A 25,337-nucleotide genomic window follows, 5' to 3' on the forward strand; every position below is an offset into this window, starting at 1 on the left:
GCATCGCCCCTCGCCAAGCGGAATCGCGGCAGCTAGACGTAGCGCATGGCCACCCTTCACCCCGATCCCGTTCTTGGCATTACCCGCTCGCTCACCGGCCAGCCCTGGCATTGGCGCGGCGCCGAAGGTGACCGGCGCGAGGCTGATCTCCAGCCCGATGATCTGGTGGCGCTGCTGCTGCTCAGCCGCGGCGTGCCGCGCGACGATCTGGACCGGCACCGGTCGCCGACCATTCGCGGCTTCATGCCCGATCCGTCGATCTTCCGCGACATGGACAATGCCGCCGACCGGCTGGCCCAGGCGGTGATCGCGCGCGAAAAGGTGACCATCTATGGCGATTATGACGTCGATGGCGCGACCAGCGCGGCGCTGCTGATCCGGCTGCTGCGCGATCTGGGGCTCGATGCCGGGGCCTATATCCCTGACCGGCTGATGGAAGGCTATGGCCCCTCGGGCGCGGCGCTGACCAGGCTGGCGCAGGATGGCTCGACGCTGATCGTCACCGTCGATTGCGGCGCAATGGCCTATGAGGCGCTGCAGATGGCGCATGAGGCCGGGGTCGATGTCGTGGTGGTCGATCACCACAAATGTGCAGCAGAGCTTCCTCGCGCCTTTGCGCTGGTCAACCCCAACCGGCTGGACGAGGAGGACGAGGCAGCATCGCATGGCCATCTGGCGGCGGTCGGCGTCGCGTTCCTGCTCGCCGCTGCCGTGGTGCGCACCCTGCGCCAGCAGGGCTATTTCGCGAGTCGCGCCGAGCCGGCGCTGATGGAGCTGCTCGATCTCGTGGCGCTGGGCACGGTTGCCGATGTCGCACAGTTGAAGGGCCTCAACCGCGCCTTTGTCGCGCAGGGGCTGAAGATCATGGGGCGCAGGCGCAATATCGGCATGGCCGCGCTGATCGAGGCCAGCCGCCTGACGCGCGCACCGATATGCTCGGACCTGGGCTTTGCGCTGGGCCCGCGAATCAATGCCGGCGGGCGAGTCGGCGCGGCGGACCTGGGCGTGCGGCTGCTGACGACCCAGGACGAGGCAGAGGCGCGTGCGATCGCAGCCGAACTGTCCCGCCTCAACGAAGAACGCCGCGCGATCGAGGCGATGGTGCAGGAAGAGGCCGAAGCCCTGCTCGCCGCGCAGCATAACCGCGACGTGGCGCTGCTCGCCGGGCACGGCTGGCATGCGGGCGTGATCGGCATTGTCGCGGGGCGAATCAAGGAAAAGACGGGCCGCCCGTCGCTGGTGATCGCGCTGGACGAGGCAGGGATCGGCAAGGGATCGGGCCGCTCCATCCCGGGCGTCGATCTGGGCGCGGCGATCATCGCGGCCAAGGATGCTGGGCTGCTGGTTGCAGGCGGCGGCCATGCCATGGCAGCCGGGCTGACGATCAACGCGGATTTCATGGACCGGTTCGGCGAATTTCTGGAAGACCGGCTCGCCGCCCCGGTCGCCGCAGCCTCTGGCGCAGCGCGGCTGCTGGTCGATGCGCTGGTTGCGCCGCGCGGGCTGACACCCGATCTGGTCGAGCAGATGGAGGCAGCGGGACCCTATGGCATGGGCTGGCCCGCGCCGCGTCTTGCGACCGGGCCGGTGCGAATCGTGCGCTGCGATGTCGTCGGCACCACCCATGTCCGCGCGATCGCGGCAGGCGATGACGGTGCATCGTTCAAGGCGATGGCGTTCCGCAGCGTCGACACCCCGCTGGGCCAGGCGCTGCTCGGCGCGCCGCGCGACCGGCGGTTCTGGCTGGCCGGGCGCGTAAAGATCGACAATTGGAACGGCAATCACGCCGCCGAAATGCATGTCGACGACCTTGCGCCGGTCGAATTCTGAAAAAGCCAAAAAAAGCCAAATCGGGCGCTTGACTGCCCCCCGCCAACTGCTTAGAGGGGCGCTTCCCGCAGATGGCCCCTTCGTCTAGCGGTTAGGACGCGGCCCTTTCACGGCTGAAACACGGGTTCGATTCCCGTAGGGGTCACCACCTCCGACAGGGTGGTTACTGGATGCGGACTTCCTCCCGACAATGGATGAAATCGCCCGCCACAGGGCTGTGCCTGTGGCGCGCGCAGCGGTCGTCTGCATTCGGCGATCGGGGCGAAGGCGGCAACCATAGGTCGCCCTTCCTTCGCCCGTTCAGGTTCGGCTTCAGAAATCGTAGGTCATCGATGCCTTGAACGTGCGCGGTGCGCCGAGCTGGAGATCGGGGCGGAAGCTGTCAAAGGCCGAAGCCCAATAGTCCGCATCGGCCACATTATCGATATTGAAGCGGAAGGTCAGCGGCTTTCCGCCCACCACCGCGACATAGCGCGCGCCGATATCGAACCGGGTCCAGGAATCGAGGAACAGGCTGTTGGCGACATTCGCCGCCTGTTCGCCGGTATGCACCACCCGCCCGGTCAGGGTCAGCGCGGGCACGAAGGGCACGTCCCATTCGACATTGGCGTTCAGCGTGTATTCGGGCACGCCCACCGCCTGCGCGCCCTCATTCACCCCGTTCTGCGTCCGGCGCAGCTTGGCATCGATGATCGAACCGCCCGCAATCAGGCGCAGGCCTTCGGCCAGTTCGCCCGCCATGGTGAATTCGATGCCGCGGTTGCGCTGAATGCCGAACGGTCCGAACTGCAGCGCGCCGACGGTGTTCGGATCAGCCCGCAGGATCGCGGTTTCGCGATCGATCTGGAACAGCGCCAGCGACAGGTCGACAGGCCCAATTGTCCATTTGCCACCGAGTTCATATTGCTCCGACACGAACGGCGGCAGGATCTCCCCGGCATTGGTCACCGGCAGAGCAGCACCGCCGGTGGGATTGGCCCCGGTCAGCGGCGCAGTGGCACCCTGTACCAGCGCTTCGATGCGGTTGGCATAGAGCGACAGCCCCTCTGCCGGCTTGAACACCAGGCCAAACACTGGCGTCACCTTGTCCTCGTCATATTCGCTGACCAGCGCGCCGCTGACGTTGGAATAGGATTTGGCGTTGATCGTCTGCAGCCGCAATCCGGCCGTCAGCAAAATGCGGTCGTTCCACAAGCCGATGGTGTCCGAGAAGAACACACTGGAAAGCTGCGTGCGCGAAATCGGGAACGGGTCGCTGAGATTGCCGCCCACGAAGGTGATACGGGTCGATGGCGTCACTTCGACAGGCGCGTAGAGATTGTTGCGCTGGGCCGACAGGTCGAAGAACTGGAAGGCGTTGCGGTTGACCAGCCAGTTCATCAAGCCGCCAACGTTGAATTCATGCGTGATCCCGCCGCCGCTGAGCCTGGCGCGGGCCCCCACTGTGGCGGCCTCGTTATTGTCGGTGCGCGGGATGAACGAGCTGCTCACCGTGATGTCGCCATTGAGGCTGACCAGCGTCGGCGTGCTGTAGACGCCCTCTTCGGAACCGTCGCGCGCACCGAATGCGGCATAGACCATCACGTCCTTGGCCACGTCATATTCCATGCGGAACTGGCCGAAAATGTCGCGCAGCGTAGTATATTGCCAGGGCTGGCCAAAATTGGTGCTGGCATCGGGCGCGTCCGGTATTTCGGCCAATGTGTTGACGCGCAATTTGGGCCGGAAGTGCGACACCTTGACCCGCTGATAGGCAAGATCGAGCGTGGCGCGGAACGGCCCGGAATTATAGTCGATCGCCGCGCCCAGCACATAGCTGCTGCGGAATTCGTCATCGACTGCGACATCGCCTGCGCGCGCGGTGCCGTTGATGCGGATGCCCCATTCGCCGTTCTTGCCCATCCGGCGTCCGAAATCGAAGCCGCCGCCGACATGTTCGGGCCCGGTATAGCCGATGGTCGCGCGCGTGATGGGCTCCGCCGTCGCGCGCTTGGGGATCAGGTTGACGCTGCCGCCGATCCCGGTGCCGCCAGGGGCAGCGCCGTTCAGAAAGGCGCTCGACCCGTTGAGCACCTGAACCGATTCATACAATTCGGGCGCGACGAGCTGGCGCGGGGTGATGCCGTAAAGCCCGTCATAGCCGATATCGTCCCCGGCGAGCGAAAAGCCGCGGATCACGAACAGTTCGCCCGCGATGCCGAAGCCGGTGGTGGTGCGGATGGTGGGATCGTTCTCCAGCACCTGGCCCAGCGTCTGCGGCTGCTGATTGAGGATCAGCGCGGCGTTATAGCTGCGGATGCTGAACGGCACATCGGCTGCATCCTTGTCGCCCAGCACGCCCGCACTGCCCTGCTGCTCGACGCCCGACTGGTTCTGCCGCTGGGCGGTGACGATGATCAGCCGTTCATCATCGTCCGATTGCTGGGCCAGCACGGGGTTGGCGAAACCGAGCGTGCCCAGCGAGCTGGCAACAAGAAGGGCGCGGCGAATGGCATATGTCTTCACTTTGAGGTTCCTTGCAGATCGAAGGTCGAGAAAAATTCAGCAGCGGCGGGCGCGCATCGCCCAGATGACCGCCGCCACCGGGGCGCTCAGCGCCGCCCATGAAGCCGCATCGCGCCAGCCATCGCCGGTGAGCGCGATGACAAGCCCGGCAAGCCCGATGACGAGGATGAGCAATGGCCAGGCAAAGATGCTGCGGAGCGAGCGGGCGCGGCTCATTCGGCGGGCTCCGCAACGGGCATGGCAGAGCGCGTGCGGACCGGCGCGCCGGCCTTGCGCCTGGCGAGCCACAGATACAGGCCGGTCCCCAGCACATGGATGGTGAACAACGTCAGCGCGGCCCACAAGAGCTTCAGTGGCAGGCCGCCATAATCGCCGAAATGCAGCGGCCGCGACAGCGACAGCGCCTGATAATACCAGGGCATCTGCCGTGCAGCGGTGAAGGTGCCGCTTTCCGCATCGACCAGCGCCGGGGTCAGCAGCCGCTCGGTCAGCGGCGTATCCCCCTGAAAGAACACCGCATAATGGTGGCTTGAGCTGAACGTACCGCCGGGAAAGGCAATGAACTGGGGATTGTTGTCGGGCAGCGCCTCACGGGCGGCCGCCATCGCCGTGTCGAGCGACCCGTAGCGCGAAGGATCGAGCGGGGCACGTCCGGCATATTCGCGCGTCATCTGGGCGAGCTGGTCGGCCTTCCACAGCTTCTCGATCGGCACGGCGAGCGCGTTGATGACTCCGGTCAGCCCGACCACCAGCATCCAGGCAAGCCCGACAATGCCCAGCAGGTTGTGGTAGTCGAGCCATTTGGTCCGCGCGCTGCGGCTGGTCCGCACCGTCCCGAAATCGAGCTTGCGCATGAACGGGGCGTAAAGCACCACGCCGGAGATCAGCGCCACGACAAAGGCCGCGCCCATAGCGCCCAGAAACAGCATGCCGGGCAGGCCCAGGAACATGTCGGTATGCAGTTCCAGCAGGAAATGCATGACGCCGCCCGTCCCTTCGGATTCGAGGCCGATCTGCTTGCCGGTCGACCGGTCGAACGACTGGATCGTCATCTGCGACGCGGGCGCATCGGGGCGCGGGCCGGTTGTGATCGTCATCGACGGCTGATCGTTGTCAAACGCCATATAGAGCGGAACTTCGCCGGGCCGGTTGGCCAGCGCCCGGGCCATCATGTCGTCCAGCGAGAGCAGCCCCCTGGCGGTCCCCGAAGACCCGACCCCCGGCATGCCGAACACCGGCTGCTCTTCGGTCAGATAATCGATTTCATCGTGGAATATCAGGGGCAGCCCGGTGAGGCACAGCATCAGCAGAAAGGCGGTGCAGACCAGGCTGGTCCATTTGTGCACCACCGCCCAGGCCTTGATCGACGACCGGGTCATGCCACGCACCCAGCCATGGTCACCGCGCGCGCACACCACCGCTGCTTGGCGCAGTTGATCGGCTTGGCGAAGGTGGTTGTGCGTATCTGGCGATGCATGAAAAACCCCGGGTCGACAGGGCTTCGCGGCTATCGAACCCATCGCATAGAGTCAATGCAAATCATTCTCAAGAACAACAGTCCGCCAGAACGTGGCGAGGATAATGGGACAGGCCCGGGAAAAAGCCGGTGCGCCAGCCGTAACCTGAACGTGTCTCGCCGCAAATGCGTCGCAAATACCGAATCGAAGCCCCTTCCCCGCCCAGGATGAATGGTCGGCGATGCTCAGCGGTATCGGGTCCAGCGGCGCTCAGCCGAGCGGCGCCTCGATGATCGCGGCCAGTGATGCGGCCACCGCATCGAGCGTGCGGTCGCTCGACCACATCGGATGCTCGCGCGACCGGTCGGCCAGCTCCGCCTCGCGCGCCGCCAGAATGCCGCCCAGCGCTGCACCCATAAACACCAGCCGCTGGTTCAGCACCTCGCCCGGCATGTCCGAGCGCAGCCGGCGGACTTCATCCAGGCACCGCAGATAGCCTTTGTTCCAGCGTCCGCCGAGTGCGTCCATGAACAGTGCCCGGTTGGACATCTGCAGCCCGACGACAAAACGGTTGTAGCATTCGCCCCAGGCCGGGGGATCGGGATCGATCGAGGTGACCACCAGCCCCTGCATCACCGCGAACACGCTGTCGATCCCGTCGCTCGCCAGGTTTTCGTCCAGCCAGGCGTTGCGCCGTTCGTCGATCGCCCGCGCGCCATCGACGATCAAGGTGCGGACGAGCAGGTCCTTCGATCCGAAATAATAGGTCAGCGCGGCATGGTTCTTTTGCCCGGCCGCATCCGCGATCTGGCGCACCGTGACGCCGTCGATCCCGCGTTCGGCAAAGAGCTTGAGCGCGACGGCCTTGATATGGTCCGGGGCACCCGGACGCGGGGCGGAGGGGGCAGGCATCATCCCGCACAATTGCCATTGACAGAGCCAACCGTCAAACCGCATTATCCATTTGGATAAACAAGAGGGTGAGGATGGCGGACGGGGTCGATCTCGCAGCGCTGCAGCGCTGGATGGACGCGCAGGGCCTGGGCGAAGGAGCGATCGACTCGGTCGAAACGCTGACCGGCGGTACGCAGAACATCCTGATACGCTTCCATCGCGGCGAGGCGCGTTATGTGCTGCGCCGGCCGCCGCCGGTGCCGCGCGCCAATTCCAACGAGACCATGCGCCGCGAGGCCCGGGTACTTTCGGCGCTACAGGGTTCCGCCGTGCCGCATCCCCGGCTGATTGCGGCCTGCCATGCAGAGGATGTGCTCGGCGTTGCCTTTTACCTGATGGAACAGGTGGAGGGCTTCAACCCGACCCAGGGCCTGCCCGCGCTCCACGCGGCAGATGCTGCGCTGCGCCACCGTATCGGCCTGTCGATGGTCGAGGCGATCGCTGCGCTGGGCGCGATCGATTATCGCGCGGTCGGGCTCGAGGGCTTCGGCAAGCCCGACAATTATCTGCAGCGCCAGGTCGGCCGATGGCAGGCGCAGCTCGCAAGCTATGCGGACCTGCCCGGCTGGCCAGGCCCCGCCGGCATTCCGGGCGTAGACAAGGTCGGCGCATGGCTGGAGGCCCACCGCCCTGCCGACTTCACGCCCGGCATCATCCATGGCGATTTCCATCTGGCCAATGTCATGGTCCGTCCGGACAGCGGCGATCTTGCCGCCGTGGTGGACTGGGAGCTGAGCACCATCGGCGATCCGCTGCTGGATCTGGGCTGGCTGCTCGCGACCTGGCCCGAAGGCGACAGCCCAAGCCAGACCGATGTCGCGATCACCCCGTGGCAAGGATTTGCCACGCCCGGCGAGCTGATCGCGCATTATGGCAGCGTGAGTGGCCGCGATCTGGCGGCGCTGGACTGGTACGTGATCCTAGCCTGCTACAAGCTCGGCATCATCCTGGAAGGCACCTATGCCCGCGCCTGTGCCGGCAAGGCCCCCAGGGACACCGGCGACAAGCTGCACGCGCATACGCTGGACCTTTTCGAGCGCGCCCTGCGCCGCATCCGCTGAAGGAATGGACATGAACCACGACACCGATTTCACCGACCGCAAGGTGCTGGTCGTTGGCGGCTCCAGCGGCATCGGCAATGGCATCGCGCACGCCTTTCGCACGCGCGGGGCGCAGGTGCATGTCTGGGGCACCAGGGCATCGGCAGCCGAATATGATCCGCAACAGGGCTCTGACCTCAGCGGACTGGGCTATGCGCAGGTCGACATCGGCGATCCCGATGCGATCGAGGCGGCTGCCCTGCCCTTTGCGACGCTGGACGTGCTGGTGCTGTGCCAGGGCACGGTGGTCTATCGGCGCGGCGAGTTCGAGCGCGCCGGCTGGGACCGGGTGATGGCGGTCAACCTCGACAGCCTGATGCACTGTGCCCAGAAATTCCGCGCCCAGCTCTCCGCCGCGCAGGGCGCGATGATCATCGTCAGTTCGATTTCGGGCCTGAAGGCCAATATCGGCAACCCCGCTTATGCCGCATCCAAGGCAGGCGCGATCAGTCTGACCAAGACGCTGGGCCAGGCCTTTGCCGCCGATGGCATCCGCGTGAACGGGCTCGCGCCGGGGCTGGTCGATACCAAGCTGACAGAGGTGACCACCCGCAATCCCGCACGGCTCGAAGGCGCGCTGGCCGCCATCCCGCAGCGGCGCATGGGTACACCGCAGGATATGGCAGGCGCTGCGATCTTCCTCGCCTCGCCGCTTGCCGCCTATGTCACCGGCCACACCATCGTCGTCGATGGCGGGCTGTCGCTTTAGGGTTCAAACGAAAGGCTTACCGATGGACTTTGAGTATAGCGAAAAGGTCAAGGCGCTGCTGGCCCGGCTGGAAGCGTTCATGGACGAACATGTCTACCCCAATGAGCGCGCCTATTACGACTTTGTCCACGATCACCACAATCTGTGGCAGGAATGGCCGGGCATGGCCGCGCTCAAGGAAAAGGCGCGCGCGCAGGGTCTGTGGAACCTGTTCCTTCCGCACGAATATGGTGCATTCTCGCCGGGGCTGACCAATCTGGAATATGCCCCGCTCGCCGAGATGATGGGGCGGGTGCCCTGGGCGAGCCAGGCGTTCAACTGTTCCGCGCCCGATACCGGCAACATGGAAGTGCTGGCCAAGTTCGGCTCGCCCGAGCAACAGGAGCGTTGGCTCAAGCCGCTGCTCGATGGCGCAATCCGCTCTGCCTATGTGATGACCGAACCGCAGGTCGCCTCGTCCGACGCCACCAATTTGCAGCTGTCGATCACCCCCGATGGCGACGATTATGTGATCAACGGGCGCAAATGGTGGATATCGAACGCGATGCACCCGCAATGCGCGCTGTTCATCGTGATGGGCAAGACCGATTTCGATGCGCCGCGCCACGCGCAGCATTCGCAGATCATCGTGCCGCGCGATACGCCCGGTGTCGCCGTGGTGCGCAACCAGACCGTGTTCGGATCGATGAACTCACCCGGCGGCGAGTGCGAACTGCGCTTCGACAATGTCCGCGTGCCGCGCGAGAACCTGATCCTGGGCGAAGGGCGCGGTTTCGAGATCGCACAGGGACGGCTCGGGCCGGGCCGCATCCACCATTGCATGCGTTCGATCGGCCAGGCGCAGCGCGCGCTCGAGCTGATGGCCCGCCGTGTCGACAGCCGCGTGGCCTTTGGCCGCAAGCTGGCCGACCAGAGCAGCATCCGCCAGGATGTGGCGCGCAGCTTTTGCGAGATCGAAATGGCCCGGTTGCTCACCTTGAAGGCGGCCGACGCGATGGACCGCTATGGCAACAAGGTGGCCAAGGATCTGATCGCCGCGATCAAGGTCGTCGCCCCGCAGATGGCGCAGACCGTCGCCGATCGCGCCATCCAGGCGCATGGCGGCATGGGCGTGAGCGAGGATACGCCGATCGCCTATTTCTTCACGCTCAACCGCTATATCCGCATCGCCGACGGCCCGGACGAGGTGCATATGGGGCAGCTGGGCAAGCAGAAGATTGCCGAATATGTTTCCGCCAACCGCCATTGATCGCTGCAGGAGAGCCCCGGCATGAAAGCCCTTCGTTATTTTGGCGCGCATGACATTCGCTACGAAAGCATGGACGACCCCGTGCCGCAATCGGACCGCGATGCCATCGTCCAGGTCCAGGCCTGCTCGATCTGCGGCAGCGACCTGCATATCTATCACGGCCATGGCTTTTCCGAAGATACCGGCTTTTGCGTCGGGCATGAAGCGGTCGGCGAAGTCGTGGAGATCGGTCGCGGAGTCACGCGGCTGAAAGTCGGCGACAAGGTGATGATCCCCGCTGCGGTCGGGTGCGGCAGCTGCCGTCCGTGCCGTGCCGGTGTCGTCAATCTCTGCGAGAATGGCATGGCGTCGTGCTACGGGCTCTCCGCGCAGCTGCAGGGCTCGCAGGCCGAGGCGGTGCGGGTTCCGGCGGCCGATGCCAATGCGGTCGCCATTCCTGAAGGGATCAGCGCAGAACAGGCATTGATGATGACCGATGCGCTCGCCACCGCCTGGTTCGGCGCGCGCAATGCCGATATCGTGCCGGGCAGCAGCGTCGCCGTGGTCGGGCTGGGGCCGATCGGCCTGATGGCGGTGGACAGCGCATTCGTGATGGGCGCGCATGTCGTCTATGCGATCGACCCGGTGCCCGAACGGCGCGCGCGCGCAGAAGAGGCTGGCGCGGTCGCGCTGCACCCCGATGAAGCGCTGGAGACGATCCGCGCAGCAACGCGGGGGCGCAAGCTCGATTGCGCGATCGAGGTGGTGGGGCGCGACGCGACCGTGGACCTGGCCCTGCGGCTGGTCCGCCCGCGCGGCACGGTTTCGGTGATCGGCGTGCAGCAGTCGCGGCGCTTCCCCTTCCCGCTGGAGCGCGCCTTTGGTGCCGGGCTGACCTTCCGCATCGGCACCTGTTCGGTTCCCGAAGAGCTGCCGACGCTGTTTCCGCTGGTGCAATCGGGTCGGCTCAAGCCCGAACGCTATATCTCGCACCGGCTGCCGCTGAGCCAGGGTGAGCAGGCTTATGCCCTTTTCGACCAGCGCGATGCCGGCACCCTGAAAATGGTGCTTACGCCGGACTGAGGCCTTCGCGGCAAGGCATAGTGATGCAGGCCATTTTTGCACGGATGACATCAACCTGGTCTATGATATAGCGCCTGCTGCTGCGGTATCATTGCGACACGGTGGCATGATGGAGCAACTTGCGGGGGGATTGCCGCATGCCCGACCGGGAACCGTTGATTGATCGCAAGTTCGCCACCAGGGTGGACTGGAACCTGCTGCGCACCTTTGTCGATATCGTGCGCGCGGGCGGAATCGGCGCGGCGGCGCGCAAGCTCAACCGCCAGCAGCCCAGCATCAGCGCGGCCTTGAAGCGGCTGGAAGAGCATGTCGGCACGTCGCTGCTGATCCGCACCGCCACCGGGGTCGAGATGACCCCTGCGGGCAAGGCGATGATGGCCTTGTGCGAGGACATGCTCGAGTCGGCGCGAATGATGCCGCACCAGATCGCGCAGGCGACCAAGAGGGTCGAAGGCTTTGTGCGGATCCAGATCGTCTCCGGGCTGATCTCGCCCGAGTTCGACGAGGCGATCGCCAGCTTCCATCGGCGCAATCCGGATATCCATATCGAAATCCGCGTCTCGCCATGGCGCCAGGTTCTCGATGCGCTGGAACAGGGCGAGGTCGAGATCGGCGTCAGCTATGACAGCAGCGTGCGCGGGGGATTGAAATACGAACCGCTGCTGGTCGAGCGCCAGCAGCTCTATTGCTCGCGCGCCAGCCCCCATTTCGGCCATCGCTTCAGCCGCCTCAACGAGCTTCGCGAGGACCATTTCGTCCTGACAGGCGATGACGAGATCGAGCTGATCACGAACCTGCGGCGGCGCAACGGGCTGGGCACCAAGGTCAGCGGGCTGGCCGAGGACATCAACGAGGCGCAGCGGCTGATCAGTCTCGGCGTCGGTATCGGCTTTCTCCCCGTATTGGCGGCGGAGAAGGATGTCGCCAGGGGCAGGCTCTGGCCCATGCTCTATGCGGACATCGAGCCGGCCTATGACATCTATCTGCTCGCCCGCAGCGATCCGGCGCGCGACACTGCGACCCAGCTGTTCTGGGACGAGGTTTTCCGCCGCGTCAGGGCCATGCGCGAGACATAGACACAGGCTATGACTTTCATCGCATTTTTGCCTCTCCCGGCATGATGCACCGCAGCGCAGTCTTCCCGAGAGTTTCGGAGCTGCGCGATGACGGATTCCTTCAAGGCCAAGATCTTCAACCACGTGCCACCTGCCATGGTCGCACTGGTCGTGATGTTCTGGGCTTTTGCCCCCAAATCGGTGACGGGATTGCCGTGGATGCTGATCGTCACCTCTTCGGCGATCACCATCACCGTGCTGCTGCTCGAACTGGTGCACGAACGCCACCAGGGCTGGCGGATGAACTGGCAGGAGTTTCGCACCGACCTGTTCTATGTCGTCCTCAGCTCGACGCTGATCGCCTGGCTGAGCAAGACGCTCGCCGAGGATCCGCTGCTTGTGCTCAAGGACTGGCTGGGCATCAGCACCACGTGGATGGCGCAGGTGCCGTGGCTGGTGCAGGTCATCATGGTCATCGTTATCCTGGAATTCGGCCAGTACTGGATGCACCGGCTGATGCACAATTCGACGCCCTTCTGGCTGACCCACGCGCCGCATCATCACATCACCCAGCTTAACGCCGCCAAGGGCTATGTCGGCAATCCGATCGAGCTGTTCCTCATCAGCCTGAGCGTCCTGGCGTTCTTCGATTTCGATCTGACCGCGCTGTTCGCGGGGCTCAATGTGCTCAACGTCATCTCCACCTTCGCGCATGCCAATGTGAAGGCCGATCCGCCGATCTGGTATTCGTTCTTCTTCACCACCATCCGCCACCACAGCCTGCACCACTCGACCGATTATGAGGCGACCCGTTGCAATTACGGCAATTCGCTGATCCTGCTCGATCGCATCTTCGGCACCTACAAGGAAGGCGAAGGCGTGCTGGTGGGGCAGGACGACCGCAAGCGTCTGACCATCTGGGAGCAGACGATCTTTCCCTTCCAGCCGCTGATCGATCGCTGGAAGGCGCGGCGGACCGACAATGGCGGGAGCAGCGCCCCGGCATGATCGGCACGCGTGTCCACCGAATCGATGCGGCGCGCCAGGCTCTCGCCGACGGGGACATGTACGCCACGCACCAGTTCGCCGCATCGCTGATTGCCGACAATCCGCGCGACGCCGAGGGGCATTTCCTGCTCGGCATCGCCGAATCGAGCACGGGGCGTATCGCGCAGGGCATCGCCTGTCTGGAGCGCGCGGTGGCGCTGGACCCGCAAGGCGAATATCGCGCGCAACTGGCCAAGCTCTATTCGATGGTACGGCGCGATGGCGATGCGGCAACGGTGCTGGCAGAGGCTGAAAGCGCGCTGCCCAAGGATGCGCTGAGCCGCGACACCATGGGCTGCGTCTATGCCCGGCTCGGCAACCACCAGGCCGCGCTGGACCATTTCCGCGAGGCGGTGCGGCTCCACCCGGACAATAGCGAGTATCGCTACAATCTTGCGGTCACGCTCAACTTTCTCGGCCGGGTGGACCAGGCGGACGTGGCGCTCGAGGCGCTGATCGCCATGGTCCCCGGCCATGCCCGCGCGCATCATCTGCTCGCCAGCCTGCGCAAGCAGAGCGCGACGACCAACCATGTGGCGCGGCTCGGCCAGACCTATGCCCAGGCGCGCGATGGTCGCGACCGGCTGCTGCTGGGCTATGCGCTCGCCAAGGAACTGGAGGATGTCGGCGAGCCCGAGCGCGCGCTCGACATATTGTGCGAGGCCAATGGCGAGCATCGCCGCGCGCTCGATTATGACTTTTCGCGCGACGCCGCCAATTTCGACGCGATCGAGGCGGCATGGGCGCGGATGCAGACTGGGCCGCAGACCAATGTGCCGGCCGAGGCACCGATCTTCATCATCGGGATGCCGCGCACCGGCACGACGCTGGTCGACCGCATCCTGTCGTCGCATCCGGATGTCGAGAGCGCAGGCGAGCTGCAGGCGATGCCGCTCGCGGTGAAGCGCGCCTCGGGCACGCGCAGTCGCAATGTGCTCGATCCCGAAACCATGGCGGCCGCAGCGGGCGCTGATATGGGCGCCATCGGCCGCGACTTTATCGACCGCGCGCGTCACCACCGCCGCGACACGGGCCTGCGCTTCACCGACAAGTTTCCCGGCAATTTCCAGTATGTCGGCGTCATCGCCCGCGCGCTGCCCCAGGCGCGGATCATCTGCCTGCGCCGTCACCCGATGGACACGGTGCTCAGCAACTTCCGCAACCTGTTCGCGGTCAGCTCGCGCTATTATGATTACAGCTACGACCTGCTCGACATCGCGGCCTATTATGCGCGGTTCGACCGACTTATGCGCTTCTGGGCGGACGCCCTGCCAGGTCGTGTGCTCGAAGTGCAGTATGAGGATCTGATCGCCGACCAGCAGGGCCAGACGCGCCGCCTGCTTGATCATGCCGGGCTGGACTGGTCGGACGACTGCCTGGCGTTCCACACCAATGCAGCCCCGGTTTCCACCCCCAGCGCCGCGCAGGTGCGCCGCCCGATCTATGCCGATTCGGTCGCACGCTGGAAGCGCCATGCCGATGTGCTGGGCCCGGTCGCGCGCTTCTTCGAACAGCACGGCATTTCCGCCACATGAAAGGGAGTTTTCCGCCTATGTCGCGTCTCTTGGCTCCTGCCGCCCTGTTGCTGGCCGCATCCGGCATGGCCGCCCCTGCCCTGGCGCAGCCCGATGGTGCGCCGAGTCTGCGCGTGGTCGAATGCGGCGCTGAAAGCTGTCTGCGGCTGTCCGGACACAGGGCCGATGCCGGTGCGCCGGTGAAGATCAATGGGCATGATATTGCGGTCACCGGCCAGCATCACTGGACGGCGCGCGTGCCGGTGGCCAGGCTGCGCCACTGGTCGGCCCCCTATGCGCGCAGCATCCTGGTTTCGGTTGCAAATGAAGAACATAGCACGCGGCTGCCGGTCGGGCTGCTGGGAACACGCGGCGATCTCGCCATGCTGGTCGTCTCGGTCAAGTAATAACGGGGTCAGAGCAAAGTAATAAAAGTACAAAACCGGGATATATATTGAAAGTTTTCTCCTCTGCGGCTATAGCGTGCCGCAGCGGCCGCAGAGCTGCATTCGTCTGACGCAGGAGAAAAACCCATGAAGACCCGGCTTGTGGCGCTTGCCACCGTCGCGTTCGCGCTGTCCGCCACTGGCGCAGCGGCGAGCGAAACCCCCGCCACCGACAATCCCTTCGCCAAGGACAAGGCGATCCTGAACCTTCAGGATCTCGACTTGTCGACCGCCGATGGCCAGCAGCGCCTTGCCATTCGCGTCGATCAGGCCGCCCGCGCAGTGTGCGGCGAGCGCCTGTCGGGGGTGCACCTGGCCCTGGAAGCCAAGACCCAGGAATGCCGCACGTCGGTCGCTGCCGATGTTCGCGCACAGATCGAACAGCGCATCGCTCGCGCGAACGGCGCGTCGGCCACGCGTCTCGCGTCGCTCCGCTGATCTGCCTGTCCTGATCCGCGACCGGAATGCCCGGTCGCGGACAGGTCATTTTGCGGATGCCAGGTTCGGCGCTGGAGAGAGAATGGGCTGAGGCCACCAGGTCAGCGTGTGCACGTCATGCGCCGAGGTCCAAAGCCCATCGCCCGCATAACGCAGCGCACCGCTGCCCTCCGCCTTGCCCAGCCGCGCGACAACGGTCAGCGCCTTGGGGTCGATCGCGACAAAGGTCTGCTCCTCGGTCGTGCGCAGCCACACCATGCCCGCCCCGGTATCGATATCGCCATAAGCCAGCACCTTGCCGACCTTGACCCGGCCGGTCACCGCACCCGTGGCCGGATCGATCCGCGCCACGGTGCCATCGCCCTGCTCCTGTACCCAGACCGCGCCCTCACCCGCCGTCAGAAAGCCGGGCGACGTGCCGAGCGTTGTCGTGCTGGTCACCGTATTGGTCGCAGGGTCGATGCGCTGGATGGTCTTGCCATCGCTGCTCACCGCCCAGACGGCATCAAAGCCAAAGGCCAGATAGTGGGTGCCCGGCGTCACCGTGATCGTTGCCACCACGCTGTTGGTTGCCGGATCGATCCGCGAGACGACGCCCTTGTTGTCGCTCGCCACCCAGATCGATCCCGCGCCCGCAACCACGTTCAGCTCGCCCTTGGGATTGGCGATCCCGGTGGCGATGGTCGCGACCTTCTCGGCCTTGGCAGTATCAATGCGGACGACCGCGTTTTCCTTGCAATCGGCCACCCACAGGCTGCCGGCATGGATTGCCATCGCGCCGCATGGCCGGCCCATGGCGACGGCAGCCTGCTTGCCGCTGCGTGACCAGCGTTCGACCCGACCGTCATTGGTGGCCCAGACGCTGTCGCCCTCCACCGCCAGGAAATCGGCGAAACCGGGCACATCGATCACCTGCTCGGCCATGGCCGGGGTGACCGCAAAGGCGGAGAGACCAGCGGCCATGACGGTGGCGGTCTTGCGGAAATTCTGCATGGTCGGCCCTTTCCTTGAGATGAGACGCGTTGGCTGAAGTCAGGTGAGCTGCGCGATATAGGCGCGCCAGCCGCCCAGATGGGTGATGTCCTCAGCACCAGTCAGCGCACGCGGCTCGGCGACGAAACCCTTGACGCTGGAGCCATCGGACAAGGTCACCGTGCCGATAGCCAGCGGCGGCGGCACCTCGACGGTGAAGCTGCCGAACTCGGCGACGCCGAGCTCATATACCTCGACCGCGATCGATGCCCCCTCGCCGCTATGGACCAGTGCCGGCTTGGGCGGCACCGAATTGGCGATCGCATAGAGCCGGTATTCGGGCGCGGTCTCGAACGCGCCGACGAATTTTGCCTCGCGCGAGGTGAGCTGCCAGTGCAGCGGCATGTCCTTCAAGTGCGCGCCAACGACGGCGAGTTTCACGGTCTGCATTTTGCCCTCCAGATCGAGCGGTGGTGGCGGTGGAAGCGACGCTGCGGCGCGATAGGCATCGGCCATGTCGAGCAGCGCGCGGTCGGTATCGGCAGGGCCGATCAGCGTGATGCCGAACCCGGTGGCGTTGCCGCGCGCGCCTGCGGGCACGGCGAGCGCCGCCATGTCGAGCAGGTTGACGAAATTGGTGTAGAAGCCGAGCGCGCTGTTGAGGGCTATCGGCGCGGCCAGCATTTCGGCCACGCGATAGGTGGTCCCGGTGGTGGGGAAGGCCATCACGTCGATGCTGTCCCAAAGCGCATCGGCATGGCGCTTCAGTTCGGCCAGCCGGTAGATGCCCTTGAACAGATGGACCGCCCGGGTCTCCAGCCCTGCCGACACGATCTCGCGCACCGTGGGGTCGATGGCATCGGGTTTGGTGGCGAGCAGATCGGCCAGCGCAGCGGTCCGCTCGGCGACCCAAGGGCCACCATAAAGCAGCTGCGCAGCCTCCTGCAGCGGGGCATAGTCGATCTCGACCACCGTCCCCAGGCCCGCCAGCACCTCCAGCGCCTTGTCGTAGAGATATTCCGCTTCTGTATCGCCGAAGAACAGGCGCTGGTCACGGCGCGGCACGCCGATGGTGCGGTGGCTGCGCGGTGCATCGGCGAGCGGCTTGGACCAGGCATCCGCCGCGTCATAACCCGCGACGATGGTATCGATCAGCCGTGCATCCGCGGTATCGTCGGTGAACACGCTGATGCAGTCGATCGATCGGCAGGCAGGCACCAGCCCTTGCGTGCTCCAGCGCCCCTTGCTGGGCTTGAACCCGAACAGGTGCTGGAAGGCTGCGGGCACGCGGCCCGAACCGGCGGTGTCGGTGCCGAGCGCGAACGCCACCAGCCCCGCGGCCACCGCGCTGGCTGAGCCCGAGCTCGATCCGCCGCTGACATAGGCCAGGTTATGCGCGTTGCGCGGCGCGCCATAAGGGCTGCGCGTACCATTGAGCCCGGTGGCGAACTGGTCGAGATTGGTCTTGCCGACGCACAGCGCGCCTGCTGCCAGCATCCGCTCGACAACCGTGGCGGAGCCCTCCGGCGCATAGGCGAAAGCGGGGCAAGCCGCAGTCGTCTCGAACCCGGCAACGTCGATATTGTCCTTCACCGCAAAGGGCACGCCGGCGAGCGGCAGATGCTCGCCCGCCGCAACCCGCGCATCAATGGCGCGCGCCGCATCGAGCAGCGCGTCCGGCGATGCGCGGCTGATCCAGATCTGCGGCTGGACCGCATCATAAGCCGCGATGCGTTCGAGCGCGGCTTGCGCCTGTTCCACCGCGCTGGTCTCGCCGCGCATGACGGCCTGCGCGATGTTCGTGGCGCTGAGGCGGAACGGCGCGCTCATCCGTGCCTCGTCAGCGCCAGGATTGGCTCGCCCGGCTGCACCGATTGCCGCTCGCGCGCATAAAGCGCCGCGACCGTGCCCGCGCCTGGGCTATCGACGCGGCATTCCATCTTCATCGCCTCGATGATCGCGATGGCATCGCCCGCCGCCACCTCGTCGCCGACCTCGACCAGCATCTTCCACACGCTGCCGCCGAACGGTGTTTCGACCAGATCAGCGCCTTCGGGCACGTCGACCGCCTGCACCTCGCTGACCACCAAATCCGCCGGATCGACGCGGTCGAATTCGCCCAGACGTTGCCATTCGGCGCGCTCGGCATCGAACGCCGCCTGGCGCTGCGCCTCGAACGCGCTGATCGATTCCGCATTGTCGGCGAGGAACGCGCGATAATCGGCGAGGCGGAATTCGGATGGCTCGATGCGGATCGAGCGCCTGCCGCTTGGGAAATCGCGCCGCCATTCGGCCAGCTCTTCCGCGCTCACCGGATAGAAGCGGATCTGGTCGAAGAAGCGCAGCAGCCAGGGCTTGCCCTCGGTAAACGCCTCGGTCTGGCGATAGGTGTTCCACACCTGGATGGTCCGCCCGAACAGCTGGTACCCGCCCGGCCCCTCCATGCCGTAGATGCACATATACGCGCCGCCGATGCCGACGACATTGGGCGGAGTCCAGGTGCGTGCCGGGTTGTATTTGGTCGTCACCAGCCGGTGGCGCGGATCGACCGGAGTTGCGACCGGCGCGCCGAGGTACACATCGCCCAGGCCCAGTACGAGATAATTGGTCTGGAAGATGAGGTTTTCGACCGCCGCGGCGTCGGGCAGGCCGTTGATGCGGCGGATGAACTCGATATTGTCCGGGCACCAGGGCGCATCGTCGCGCACCGTGCCCATGTACTTCTCGATCGTCTCGATTGTCGCCGGATCGCGCCAGCTCAGCGGCAGGTGGACGATGCGCGAGGGGATGGTGAAATCCTCCAGATCGCCCAGCCGCTCTTCCGCCGCCATCAGCGCTGCCAATGCCGCGCCCTGCGTCATCGTGCTGCCATCGAAATGGAATTGCAGCGACCGGATGCCGGGCACGATGTCGATCACGCCGGGCAGTGCCATCCGCTCAAGCTCGGTCAGCAGCGCCTGCACGCGGATGCGCAGCTCGATGTCGAGCACGATCGGGCCATATTCGACCAGGATGTTGCGGTCGCCCTGCTGGCGATACACGGTGCGCGGGCGCTGCGGCCCTTCGGCAATGATGCCCAGGATCGGCGAGAGCGTCTCGATCGGCCGCGCAGGGCTTTCCATATGCGCCTCGCCGGTCGCGACCAGCCGCCGCTGCAGGCTGTCCGCCGCAAAGGCATCATGCGCGTTGACGGGTACGAAGCGGAGCTTGTCGCCGGGGGTCAGCTGCCCGATCTTCCAGCGGTCCGCCGCGATTACCACGAACGGGCAGACGAACCCGCCTAGCGACGGTCCGTCCGGCCCCAGGATGATCGGCATGTCGCCGGTAAAGTCGACCGCGCCGATGGCATAGGGGTTGTCGTGGATGTTCGACGGATGCAGCCCCGCCTCACCGCCATCCTTGCGCGCCCATTGCGGCTTGGGGCCGACAAGGCGCACGCCGGTGCGGTTGGAATTATAATGCACCTGCCATTCGGCCGAAATCAGCGTGTCGATATCGCCGTGGGTGAAGAAATCGGGCGCGCCATGCGGGCCATAGAGCACGCGCAGCGTCCATTCGCTGCCGATCGGGGGCAGCGCGACCTTCGGCAGCGGGTCGGACGTCGCCGCCCCGGCCAGATGCAGGGTATCGCCCGCGAGCAGCCGCCGCGCCGCATGGCCGCCGAACTGGCCGAGCTCGAACGTGCTGGTGCTGCCCAGATAGGGTGCGATGTCGAGCCCGCCTGCGAACAGGATGTAACCGCGCAGGCCGCCCTGTTTGGCGCGCCCCAGACTCAGCGTCTGGCCCGCTGCGATCTCGACCGCCTGACCCAGCGGCACCGGCGCACCATCCAGCATCGCGCTGAAATCCGCACCCGTCAGGCAGATGCGCGCGGGCGCGTTGAACAGCAGCGTCGGCCCGGTCAGCGTCAGCTCCAGCCCGGATGTGCCCTCGGGATTGCCGAGCAGCCGGTTGCCGAGGCGGAACGACTGGTCGTCCATCGGCCCCGAGGGCGGCACGCCGACCGCCCAGAGCTTCTGACGTCCCGGCCAGTCCTGCACCGTGGTCGCGGTACCGCCGCTCACCACCTGGATGCTCTGGGGGTGATAAACCACGCTTTCCAGCGCGCGCGTGGACACCTCGCCGGTGACGAACGCAGGCGCGCGCACCACTTCGCGCAGCCAGCGCAGATTGCTCTCGATGCCATCGATCCGGGCGTCGTCGAGCGCCGCCTGCATCGCGGCGACGGCCAGTTCGCGCGTCTCGGCATGCACGATCAGCTTGGCGAGCATCGGGTCGTACCAGCTGCTCACCGTGCTGCCCGCCATCACCCAGGTTTCGGTGCGGATGTCGGCGGGAAACTGGACCGATGTCAGCGTGCCGGAGGTCGGGCGATAATCCTGCGCAGGGTCCTCGGCGTACAGGCGGACCTGCACCGAATGGCCGCGGGGCGTGGTTGGCGCATCGCCCAGAAACGCGAAATCGCCCTGCCCGCCGCGCACCATCCATTCGACCAGATCGATGCCCATGACCTCTTCGGTCACGCCATGTTCGACCTGAAGCCGGGTGTTCATCTCCAGAAAGAAGAATTCCTGCCGCTCGGCATCGTAGAGGAATTCGACCGTGCCAGCGGAGCGATAGCGCGCCGCCTGACCCAGCCGGATCGCAGCGGCATAGAGCTCGGCGCGGATCGCTTGCGGGAGCAACGGTGCGGGCGCTTCCTCGACGACCTTCTGGTTGCGGCGCTGCAGCGAGCAGTCGCGCTCGCCCAAAGCCACGACCTTGCCCGCGCCATCGCCGAAAATCTGGACCTCGATATGCCGGGCGCGGCGGATGAACCGCTCCAGGAAAACGCCGGAATCGCCGAAATTACCCTGGCCAAGCCGTGCGACGGTGGCAAAGCCGTCGCGCACGGCATCGGCATCCTCGCACACGCGCATGCCGATGCCGCCGCCGCCCGCCGTCGCCTTGAGCATGATCGGAAAGCCGATGCGCTCTGCCGCCTCGACCGCTTCGGCCTCGTCGGTCAGCAGATCGGTGCCCGGTGCCAGCGGCACATCATGCGCGGCGGCGAGCGCGCGCGCGCTGTGCTTCAACCCGAAGGTCCGGATATTCTCGGGGCTGGGGCCTATGAACACGATGCCCGCTGCCGCGCAGGCCTCGGCGAAATCGGCGTTCTCGGCGAGAAAGCCATAGCCCGGATGGATCGCCCCTGCCCCGGTGGCGCGCGCCGCTTCCAGGATCGCAGGGACGTTAAGATAGCTCTCGCTCGCCCGCGCCGGGCCGATGCACACCGCCTCGTCGGCGAGTGCCACATGCAGCGAATCCTCGTCGGCTTCGGAATAGACCGCGACCGAGCGCAGCCCCATGGCCCGCAGCGTGCGGATGATCCGGGTGGCAATGGCACCGCGATTGGCAATCAGGACCGTATCGTAGCTCATGCGGTGACGATCATGCGGACGGGCGTGGGGTTGAAGCCGTTGCAGGGATTGTTGATCTGCGGACAGTTGGAGACGACCACGGTCACGTCCATCTCGGCGCGCAGATCGACCGTCAGGCCCGGCGCGGAAATCCCGTCGACAATGCCGAGCGAGCCATCGGCTTCGACCGGCACGTTCATGAAGAAGTTGATGTTCGACACGATGTCGCGCTTGCCGCGCCCTTCGAGCAGGTTCGCCTCAAGGAAGTTCTCGACGCATGCATGTTCGGACTTGGTGTGATGGCCGTAACGCAAGGTATTGGATTCGCATGAACATGCACCGCCAATGGTGTCATGATAGTCGACCGATGTCCCGGTGATGGTCATCATCGCCCGGCCCTCGTTTGATCGCAGCACCGTTCCTTCGCGCAGGAACAGGTTGCCCTGCGCCGCGACGGTATCCTGCGCGCTATAGCGTTCGGCATCGTCGGCGGTGGCATAGAGCAGGAAATCGACCGCCTGGTTGCCTTCCAGATCGACGATGCGCAGCGTCTGCCCGGCAGCGACATGGTGCAGCCAGGGCGCGCGTGCGGGGACGATGGCGTCATGAACAATCGGTCCGGACAGGCCGGAAACATGCGGGTCGGCGCTCATTGGGCTCAGGCTCCTGCGATCAGCGACGGAAATAGTCTTCGACGTTCACAAAGGCGCGCTGGCCTTCGGGCGTCGCATTGCGGATGGGGTCGTTCTCGGGCGTGATCGGCCCGCGCCAGGCGCTGACCCGCAGCGGGGCCACGGTATATTCGGGGCGTGGATCGAGCACATGGGGGACGTTGGCGATCACCACGATCACGTCCATCTCCGCGCGCAGCAGCACCTGGCGGCCAGGCTCGAAAGGCCCGACCTGCGGCACGATGGCGCCGTCTTCCGCTATGGTCGCGCCCTTGAACAGGTTGACGCACGGATGGACATCGCGCCGCCCCAGCCCGTGCTTGGCCGCGCCGAGCAAAAACCGATCCCGGCCATTGGGATAGGGGCCGCTGTTGCTGCCATTTCCGTATTTTGCGCCGTTGGTGGCAGCGTTCGAGGTGCCGCAGAACGCATCGTGCGTCCCCGCATCATCCTCGACGATGCTCATCAGCACCCGGCCCATGTCCGAGAGCAGCAGCTTGCCCGCGCCCAGATACGCGTTCCATTGCACCTTCACCGTATCCGCAACGTTCAGCCGCTCGGTCGGCATCTCGGCATTGAACAGCTGCAGCCCCGCACAGGCATCGCCCCTGGTATCGATCAGGCGAAGCCGCGTCCCGCGCGCCAGCTTGCGCGTGGCATAGCCGCCCGGCGCGATCGTCTCTTCCCACAGCAGGTCATCCGCCGCGACCCCTTCGGGCAGGTCATCGGCGACCGGCGGCAGCACCGGCATCGATTCGACGCGCGTCCCCGCCATGCTGCGCGCATGCGCGCGGGCGGCGGACGGATCGCTCAGAACGGCAGTCATGCAGCGGCTCCCTTGGCATGTTCGCCCGCATCCGGCTCGTACAGCGGTGGCAGCAGGGCGGTGGTGGTGACGAGTTGCAGCTGGTGGACGCCGCGCACCCGGCGCAGCGCATCGCACAGGTCGTTCAGGCGCACGGCAGGCCCCTGTACCAGCAGCACCTCGAGCGACTGGTCATCCTCCAGAAACACGTGCTGCGAGGAGATGACCTCCTTGAGATATTCGGCCTGGGTCTGCGCGAGCTGGTGCCGCACCCGGCCCCGGTCGCCGCGATAGACGATGGTCAGCGTACCCGCGAGCATCTCGTCCGGGCGCGTCGTCGCCTCGTGCGCAGCAAGCGCGTGGCGGATCAGTTCGGCGATCAGCTGCGAGCGCGACGGCAGGCCGCGTTCCTCCACCATCATGTCGAGCTGCCGGAACAGCTCGCTGGGAAGGCTCATCGACAGCCTTGCGACGCTGGTCGGTTCAGTGCCCATGTCAGGCGTTCTCCTGGTTGACGGCAATCTCCAGAACGCCCTTGGATTCAGGGCTTTCCGGGTTGCTCTTCTTGTTGAGTAACAGGTCGTAGACCGCCGTCGCGCCAAAGCGGTGCGGCGCGTGCGGATCATGCCGGCGCTTGTCGAGCGCGAGCACGCGGGTGCCCAGCGTGAATGCCTCGCGAATGTCGTGCGTCACCATGACGATGGTCAGCGCATAATCCTGCCACAGCTGCTGGATCAGCGCGTGCATGTCTGCGCGGATGCCGGGATCGAGCGCGCCGAACGGCTCGTCGAGCAGCAGGATGCGCGGCCGCTTGATCAGCGCCTGCGCGATGGCGAGCCGCTGCTGCATGCCGCCGGAAAGCTGCGCGGGATATTGGTGCATGGAATCGGCCAGACCCACAGCGACCAGCATCGCTTCGGCCTGCTCGCGCGCCGCCTTGCGCGCGCCACCGAACAGCCGCGCGGTGAGCGGCGCCTGCTCGCATTCCAGCCCGAACACGACATTGCCGAGCGCGCTCAAGTGCGGGAACACCGAGTAGCGCTGGAACACCACGCCGCGATCGGGCCCGCATTCGGGCGCAAGCGGCTGACCATCGAGTTCGATCGCGCCCCGCGTCGGGCGCTCCTGCCCCAGGATGACGCGCAGTAGGCTGGACTTGCCCGCGCCCGAAGGCCCGACGATCGAGACGAACGAGCCCGGCTGGATGTCGAGATCGACCTTTTCCAGCACGATCTTGTCGCCATATTCGACCCACACGTTCTGCAGGCTGAGAATGGGTGCAGCAGCAGCGCTCATCGGCCGTGCCCTTCTGCCCAGGGAAAGGCCTTGCGGCTGGTAAAGGCCAGCGCCCAGTCCATCAGGATGGCGAGCAGCGCGATCCACGCGACATAGGGCAGGATCACATCCATCGCGAGATAGCGGCGGACCAGGAAGATGCGATAACCCAGCCCCACGTCCGCCGCGATTGCCTCTGCCGAGATCAGGAACACCCAGGCAGGCCCCAGTGCCAGCCGCACCGCATGGATCAGCCGCGGCATCGCCTGGGGCAGCGCCACGCGGATCATGATCTGCCAGGAGCTTGCGCCCAATGTCTGCGCCTTGATGATCTGTTCGGCGGGGAGCGCGGCGACATAGGCGGCGATGTCGCGGATCATCACCGGAGCCACGCCGATGGCGATCAGCGCGATCTTGGCGGTCTCGCCCAGCCCCAGCGCGATGAACAGGATCGGCAGCAGCGCGATCGGCGGGATGACCGCAATGCCGGTTACCAGCGGGCCGAAGGTCGCGCGCACCGGCGGCAGCACACCCAGCACCAGGCTGACGATCAGCGCGGTCAGCGTCGCAATACCCAACCCCAGCCCCAGCCGCTGCAGGCTGGCGAGCGTATCCGCCCAGAAGGTGATCTGCCCGGTGAGCTGGTCCGCCTGGAACATCAGCGCCGACATGGCCTGCATCATCGCCCCGGGCAGTGGCAGGATCTTGTCCATCGGATTGTCGGCATGGCGCTGCGCCGCGACGATCAGATAGGCGATCAGCAGCACCACGACCGGCAGCGCGCCGAGCAGGATGCGCTCGCCCTTTTTCGGATGGCGGTTGACCCAGCGCATGGCGGCCCCCTTTCCC

General features: G+C 65.8%; 22 protein-coding genes and 1 tRNA gene. 11 read left to right on the forward strand and 12 right to left on the reverse strand.

What is annotated here, in order from left to right; genetic code table 11:
- Nucleotides 1–45 precede the first annotated feature (45 nt).
- Nucleotides 46–1,830, forward strand: coding sequence for a single-stranded-DNA-specific exonuclease RecJ (gene recJ, locus OU999_08995; GenBank protein ID WAC25300.1), 1,785 nt, complete (start codon nt 46–48; stop codon nt 1,828–1,830).
- Between the two features lie 73 nt (nt 1,831–1,903).
- A tRNA-Glu gene (locus tag OU999_09000) sits at nt 1,904–1,978 on the forward strand.
- Between the two features lie 164 nt (nt 1,979–2,142).
- Here the strand turns inward: OU999_09000 and OU999_09005 are convergent.
- The 4 genes from OU999_09005 to OU999_09020 form a co-directional block, all read right to left on the reverse strand.
- Nucleotides 2,143–4,335, reverse strand: coding sequence for a TonB-dependent receptor (locus OU999_09005; protein WAC25301.1), 2,193 nt, complete (start codon nt 4,333–4,335; stop codon nt 2,143–2,145).
- Between the two features lie 36 nt (nt 4,336–4,371).
- A complete protein-coding gene (locus tag OU999_09010; GenBank protein WAC25302.1) occupies nt 4,372–4,551 on the reverse strand; it encodes a hypothetical protein in 180 nt (59 codons plus the stop codon).
- Nucleotides 4,548–5,714, reverse strand: coding sequence for a PepSY domain-containing protein (locus tag OU999_09015; protein ID WAC25303.1), 1,167 nt, complete (start codon nt 5,712–5,714; stop codon nt 4,548–4,550). Before OU999_09015 ends, OU999_09010 begins: the two co-directional genes overlap by 4 nt.
- A 348-nt stretch (nt 5,715–6,062) precedes the next feature.
- Entirely contained in the window at nt 6,063–6,707 is a 645-nt protein-coding gene (locus OU999_09020; protein WAC25304.1) for a TetR family transcriptional regulator, read from the reverse strand.
- 71 nt (nt 6,708–6,778) lie between these two features.
- On the opposite strand from OU999_09020, the gene OU999_09025 reads away from it, so the two are divergent.
- The 9 genes from OU999_09025 to OU999_09065 all read left to right on the forward strand — a co-directional run bounded on the left by OU999_09025 (nt 6,779) and on the right by OU999_09065 (nt 15,366).
- Complete coding sequence (locus OU999_09025) at nt 6,779–7,807, forward strand: phosphotransferase family protein (GenBank protein ID WAC25305.1); 1,029 nt, start codon at nt 6,779–6,781, stop codon at nt 7,805–7,807.
- Nucleotides 7,808–7,817: 10 nt separating this feature from the next.
- Complete coding sequence (locus OU999_09030) at nt 7,818–8,555, forward strand: SDR family oxidoreductase (protein WAC25306.1); 738 nt, start codon at nt 7,818–7,820, stop codon at nt 8,553–8,555.
- A gap of 22 nt (nt 8,556–8,577) precedes the next feature.
- Entirely contained in the window at nt 8,578–9,804 is a 1,227-nt protein-coding gene (locus OU999_09035; protein ID WAC25307.1) for an acyl-CoA dehydrogenase family protein, read from the forward strand.
- Between the two features lie 21 nt (nt 9,805–9,825).
- On the forward strand, nt 9,826–10,866 hold the full coding sequence (locus tag OU999_09040) for an alcohol dehydrogenase family protein (protein WAC25308.1): 1,041 nt from the start codon (nt 9,826–9,828) through the stop codon (nt 10,864–10,866).
- A gap of 137 nt (nt 10,867–11,003) precedes the next feature.
- The gene (locus OU999_09045) at nt 11,004–11,942 is read left to right on the forward strand and encodes a LysR family transcriptional regulator (GenBank protein ID WAC25309.1); all 939 of its coding nucleotides are present in this window, start codon (nt 11,004–11,006) and stop codon (nt 11,940–11,942) included.
- 87 nt (nt 11,943–12,029) lie between these two features.
- On the forward strand, nt 12,030–12,929 hold the full coding sequence (locus OU999_09050) for a sterol desaturase family protein (protein WAC21924.1): 900 nt from the start codon (nt 12,030–12,032) through the stop codon (nt 12,927–12,929).
- Nucleotides 12,926–14,503, forward strand: coding sequence for a sulfotransferase (locus tag OU999_09055; GenBank protein WAC21925.1), 1,578 nt, complete (start codon nt 12,926–12,928; stop codon nt 14,501–14,503). Before OU999_09050 ends, OU999_09055 begins: the two co-directional genes overlap by 4 nt.
- Nucleotides 14,504–14,520: 17 nt before the next feature.
- Nucleotides 14,521–14,889, forward strand: coding sequence for a hypothetical protein (locus tag OU999_09060; GenBank protein WAC21926.1), 369 nt, complete (start codon nt 14,521–14,523; stop codon nt 14,887–14,889).
- Between the two features lie 126 nt (nt 14,890–15,015).
- Nucleotides 15,016–15,366: a UrcA family protein gene (locus tag OU999_09065; protein ID WAC21927.1), complete on the forward strand. Its 351-nt coding sequence runs from the start codon at nt 15,016–15,018 to the stop codon at nt 15,364–15,366.
- Between the two features lie 45 nt (nt 15,367–15,411).
- On the opposite strand, the gene OU999_09070 is transcribed toward OU999_09065, so the two are convergent.
- From OU999_09070 to OU999_09105, 8 genes are all read right to left on the reverse strand, one after another.
- Nucleotides 15,412–16,329: a YncE family protein gene (locus OU999_09070; protein ID WAC25392.1), complete on the reverse strand. Its 918-nt coding sequence runs from the start codon at nt 16,327–16,329 to the stop codon at nt 15,412–15,414.
- 69 nt (nt 16,330–16,398) lie between these two features.
- Nucleotides 16,399–18,168 carry an allophanate hydrolase gene (gene atzF, locus OU999_09075; protein WAC21928.1) on the reverse strand — a complete coding sequence of 590 codons (1,770 nt, stop codon included), beginning with the start codon at nt 18,166–18,168 and terminating at the stop codon, nt 16,399–16,401.
- Entirely contained in the window at nt 18,165–21,758 is a 3,594-nt protein-coding gene (uca, locus tag OU999_09080; GenBank protein WAC21929.1) for an urea carboxylase, read from the reverse strand. Before uca ends, atzF begins: the two co-directional genes overlap by 4 nt.
- Nucleotides 21,755–22,390 (reverse strand): urea carboxylase-associated family protein, encoded by a 636-nt coding sequence (locus tag OU999_09085; protein WAC21930.1) that lies wholly within the window; start codon nt 22,388–22,390, stop codon nt 21,755–21,757. Before OU999_09085 ends, uca begins: the two co-directional genes overlap by 4 nt.
- Nucleotides 22,391–22,409: 19 nt before the next feature.
- Complete coding sequence (locus OU999_09090; GenBank protein ID WAC21931.1) at nt 22,410–23,234, reverse strand: urea carboxylase-associated family protein; 825 nt, start codon at nt 23,232–23,234, stop codon at nt 22,410–22,412.
- Nucleotides 23,231–23,707 carry a CopG family ribbon-helix-helix protein gene (locus OU999_09095; protein ID WAC21932.1) on the reverse strand — a complete coding sequence of 159 codons (477 nt, stop codon included), beginning with the start codon at nt 23,705–23,707 and terminating at the stop codon, nt 23,231–23,233. Before OU999_09095 ends, OU999_09090 begins: the two co-directional genes overlap by 4 nt.
- 1 nt (nt 23,708) lies before the next feature.
- Nucleotides 23,709–24,509 carry an ABC transporter ATP-binding protein gene (locus tag OU999_09100; GenBank protein WAC21933.1) on the reverse strand — a complete coding sequence of 267 codons (801 nt, stop codon included), beginning with the start codon at nt 24,507–24,509 and terminating at the stop codon, nt 23,709–23,711.
- Nucleotides 24,506–25,321: an ABC transporter permease gene (locus tag OU999_09105; protein ID WAC21934.1), complete on the reverse strand. Its 816-nt coding sequence runs from the start codon at nt 25,319–25,321 to the stop codon at nt 24,506–24,508. The genes OU999_09100 and OU999_09105 overlap by 4 nt, the downstream gene beginning before the upstream one ends.
- Nucleotides 25,322–25,337 lie beyond the last annotated feature (16 nt).

The sequence above is a fragment of the Blastomonas sp. SL216 genome, from assembly GCA_026625625.1.
In the GTDB taxonomy this organism is placed as follows: Bacteria; Pseudomonadota; Alphaproteobacteria; order Sphingomonadales; family Sphingomonadaceae; genus Blastomonas.